Raw genomic sequence first — 3618 nt, forward strand, 5'->3', positions numbered from 1 at the left:
GGCCAGCCGCCCGACACCCAGCGCGTCGGCGGCAAGCCCGGTCAACGCGTCGCCGGCCGCCTCAGGATCGTCACCGGCAAGCGCCCATGCGCGACCGTCCCAACCGCGGGCGAGACCGTGCCAACCCAGCTGGCGCAGAAACGACGCGTGTGCGCTATGAGCCAGCGAGGAAAGCCGGTCCGATGGCGCAGTTGTCCGCAGCCCCGCAAGGTCGGCGTACGCAGTGCCGTAGCGGCCCTGTCCCCCGGCGCCGACCGCATGTAACCACTGCTGATGGGGTGTTGTGGCCGCAGGTAGCGGCCATCGCCCGGGCTGGTCGCCGAATGCCACGGCGGCAAGCTCTGACTCGACAGATGAGCGGTGAGAGACATGTATCACGGCGGGTTACCCGTTAAAACTTCATGGTTTCTGAGTTACACCGGTATTAAATCCGTCGATGATCATATTTGTTGTGCTTGCGCTGCGATTCGGTCGCGAGCTGCGACATTTCCACGGATCCCGGGGTCAACATGCACTCCTTGGCTCAGCGGACTCACTGCGTCGATGAACTCGGGGTAAATTCCCAAGCCGCACTTCAGCATTCGGCAGATTACAGCCTGTTGACGGAAATTCCCTAGCACCTCTACGTTTGCCTAGACGAGTAGTCACCGACGACCCGCTCGATTCAGTTGACGACATACATGATCGCGAACTGGCTTGAAGAGAGGGACATCAATGCCGCAACCAGAGCAACTACCGGGTCCCAATGCAGACATTTGGGAATGGCAATTACACGGCCTTTGCCGCGGCGTGGATTCCTCAGTGTTCTTCCACCCAGATGGTGAGCGCGGTCGGGCCCGTCTGCAGCGCGAACGCCGGGCCAAGGAGATGTGCCGCACCTGCCCGGTGATGGCCCAGTGCCGGGCGCATGCCCTGGACGTCGGCGAGCCGTACGGAATTTGGGGCGGCCTGTCGGAGACCGAGCGCGAACTGCTGCTCAAGCGGGACATCGGCAGAACGCGCGGCATCCGCCGCAGCGCCTAGTCCTAGTCAGGACGGGTCGGGACTCACAGAATCGACCCGTCCTGCTTGTACTGCTCGATTTTGTCCCAGTCGACCCCTGCTTCCAGCAGGATCTCTTCGGTGTGCTGACCGTGTTCGGGTGCGCCGGTCGGGTGGACGTGGTGGCCATCGAATTGAACCGGGTTGGTCGGCAGAATGTACGGCTTACCGTTCATCGCTTTCACTTCGGGGATGTAGCCGTTGGCGATGACGGCGGGATCTTCGTGCAATTCACTGGTCTTCTGCAGGACGGCCCAAGCTCCCGAGAGTGGCTTGAGGATCTCGCGCCACTGGTCGACGGTCTTCGAGGCGAACTCCTCGTCCATGATGTCGATGAGTTCGCCGCGGTTCTCGAAACGTGAATGACCCTCGGCGAAGCGTTCGTCGGTGATCAGGTCGGTGCGACCGATGACCGTCATGAATTCTGGGTAGAACTTGTCACCCTGCAACATCATCAGCGTGATGAACCGGTCGTCCTTGGTCTTGTAGTTGCCGACGAGCGGGTTGGGCATCTCGCGGTGAGTGAACGTCGGGATCGGGTCGCCGCCATAGAGATTCGCCGCGGTCACCTGCGGGGTCATCACCCACGCCGCCAGCCCGAGCAGCGAGACGTCCACGATCGAGCTCTCACCGGTCGCCTTGCGTTTGTACAGCGCAGCGGCGATCCCGCCGGCAATCGTCAACCCGCCCATCAGGTCGCCGAATGCCGCAGTCTGCATCACCGGCTCAGGCAGCTCGCGGGTCAGCGCGTCGGCGATGCCACCACGTGACCAGAAGGAGACACCGTCATAGCCCGGCCGGTCGGCGTCGGGACCTTCGGGGCCGTAACCGGATCCGCGCACGTAGATGATGTCGGGGTTGGCGGCGCGGATCTGCTCGACGCCGATGCCGAAACGGTCGCGGCGGCTCGGCAGGTAGCTGGTGAGGAACACGTCGCTGCTCTTGGCGAGCTCGTGCACGACCTCCTGCCCGCCCGGCTTCAGCAGGTCGATGCCGATGGATTTCTTTCCGCGGTTGGGCATTTCGATCATGTAGTTGACCGCAGTCGGACCGCCCGGAATGAGGCCCATGGTGACCAGGCCGCGCTGCGGGTCGCCGCCTTCGCGTGGCTCGACCTTGATCACGTCCGCTCCCCACTCGGCCAGCACCGCACCGGCCGCGGGAACGAACGTCCACGCCGCGACTTCCAAGATGCGGATGCCGGCAAGTGGTTTGGCGTCGGTCATAACGAGTCCTCCTGTATCAGAGTCATTTTCGGACTATTCGCCGATCAGCCCGAATCGGCGGTATGCGGCACGGATGTCGATACGCGCCTGCTCGGGCAACTTAGCCTGCGGCGGGCGGGATTCCGGGTACGAGCCGACCGGCAGCCCGATCACCGACGCGGCGTATTTGAACGCCCCGCCCCAGTGGGTGAAGTAGTCGGGTCGTCCGGGGTACCGCGTGAACCAGCCCCGCATGTCCAGCTCGAACTGGTCGAGCCCCGACTCCTGCGCGTAATCCATTGCCTCGACCAGCTTCTCGTTCCAGACCAAGTCCCAATACTCCGACAGAGCGCGTTTCTTCGGCGTCTCGAAGAGGTACCCGGCGGTACCCAGCTGCCCCGGGCCGACGATGCCCGCTTTCAGCCAGCCGGCCCGGTACACCGTCGTGTCGCACTCCCAGATCACCAGATCCGGTGCCAGCTCGTGTAGGAAGCGGCTCTGATGCGGTCGGAAAGAGCCCTCTTTGGTGGCGCACACCGCGGGGATCTCCTCGACGATGCGCGCGCCCTCTTGAGCGGACAGCACGTATCCCGAACTGGGCGAGTTGAACATTCCCAATGCGATGTCGGTGCGGTCGGCGACGTATTTGAAGTAGTTCAATGCCCCTTCGCCACCGTGTAATTCCATCATCGGCGTCTGAATGTAGACAATGTCGGCGCCCGCGTCCTGGGCATGCCGGGTGAGCTCCAGGCAGTCCTTGGCCGACATCGCCGCGGTGCAGGATTGGACGATCACGTCCGGGTCGATACCGCGGGCCTCGTCAATAGCGACTTCCAGCAGCTTTTTTCGTTCCGCGATGGTCAGCGACCAGAATTCCGAGAGACCGCTTGTTACCCAGAGCATCGGGTGCCCGAGCGTGCCCACACAATGCCGGACCAAGGCGCGGTAGGCATCCCAGTCGATGTCGTCGCCGTCGCGGCCGCTGAACGGGGTGTACAGCGAATCGCCGATGCCGTGCAATGCATTGCGCGCCCACTGACGAGCGTCTTTGGCATTAGCCATTATTCACTCCTTGAACTAGCCGACGATCTCGAAGACCGCTGCGGCCGACGTCACCGCCTTGTCGGAGTTGCCCTCGTCGTGCAGCAACATGCGCACACCCACCTTGCCCGAACCGCCGACGTGCGCGGTGCCGTCCACCCGGAACGGCCCGACCTTGCCGCGTGACATGAACATCACATGCCAACTCACCACCTGCAGCTTGCGAGTTCCGGCCGCGTCGGCGGCCAGATCGATCGCGGCAGTTTCGAGCACCACGTGCTGCGGCCCGATGTGCAGCGCCGCGTCCGGTGAGGCCAGCTCCATGCTGAGG

General features: G+C 63.5%; 3 protein-coding genes and 2 pseudogenes. 1 reads left to right on the plus strand and 4 read right to left on the minus strand.

Annotation, left to right across the window (positions count from 1 at the left end):
- Positions 1–378, minus strand: a pseudogene (locus tag WAN02_RS29740) (hypothetical protein); the annotation flags it as partial.
- Between the two features lie 336 nt (positions 379–714).
- Between WAN02_RS29740 and WAN02_RS29745 the strand changes: the two are divergent.
- Positions 715–1023, plus strand: a complete 309-nt coding sequence (locus WAN02_RS29745; protein ID WP_422268974.1) for a WhiB family transcriptional regulator — start codon at positions 715–717, stop codon at positions 1021–1023.
- A gap of 23 nt (positions 1024–1046) precedes the next feature.
- On the opposite strand, the gene WAN02_RS29750 is transcribed toward WAN02_RS29745, so the two are convergent.
- The 3 genes and pseudogenes from WAN02_RS29750 to WAN02_RS29760 form a co-directional block, all read right to left on the minus strand.
- Entirely contained in the window at positions 1047–2267 is a 1221-nt protein-coding gene (locus WAN02_RS29750) for a CaiB/BaiF CoA transferase family protein (RefSeq protein ID WP_422268975.1), read from the minus strand.
- Positions 2268–2300: 33 nt separating this feature from the next.
- Positions 2301–3308: a dihydrodipicolinate synthase family protein gene (locus WAN02_RS29755; RefSeq protein WP_422268976.1), complete on the minus strand. Its 1008-nt coding sequence runs from the start codon at positions 3306–3308 to the stop codon at positions 2301–2303.
- Positions 3309–3323: 15 nt separating this feature from the next.
- Positions 3324–3618: pseudogene (locus WAN02_RS29760) on the minus strand (hypothetical protein); the annotation flags it as partial.

Origin of the sequence: Mycobacterium sp. (assembly GCF_049281135.1) — a bacterium.
In the GTDB taxonomy this organism is placed as follows: domain Bacteria; phylum Actinomycetota; class Actinomycetes; order Mycobacteriales; family Mycobacteriaceae; genus Mycobacterium.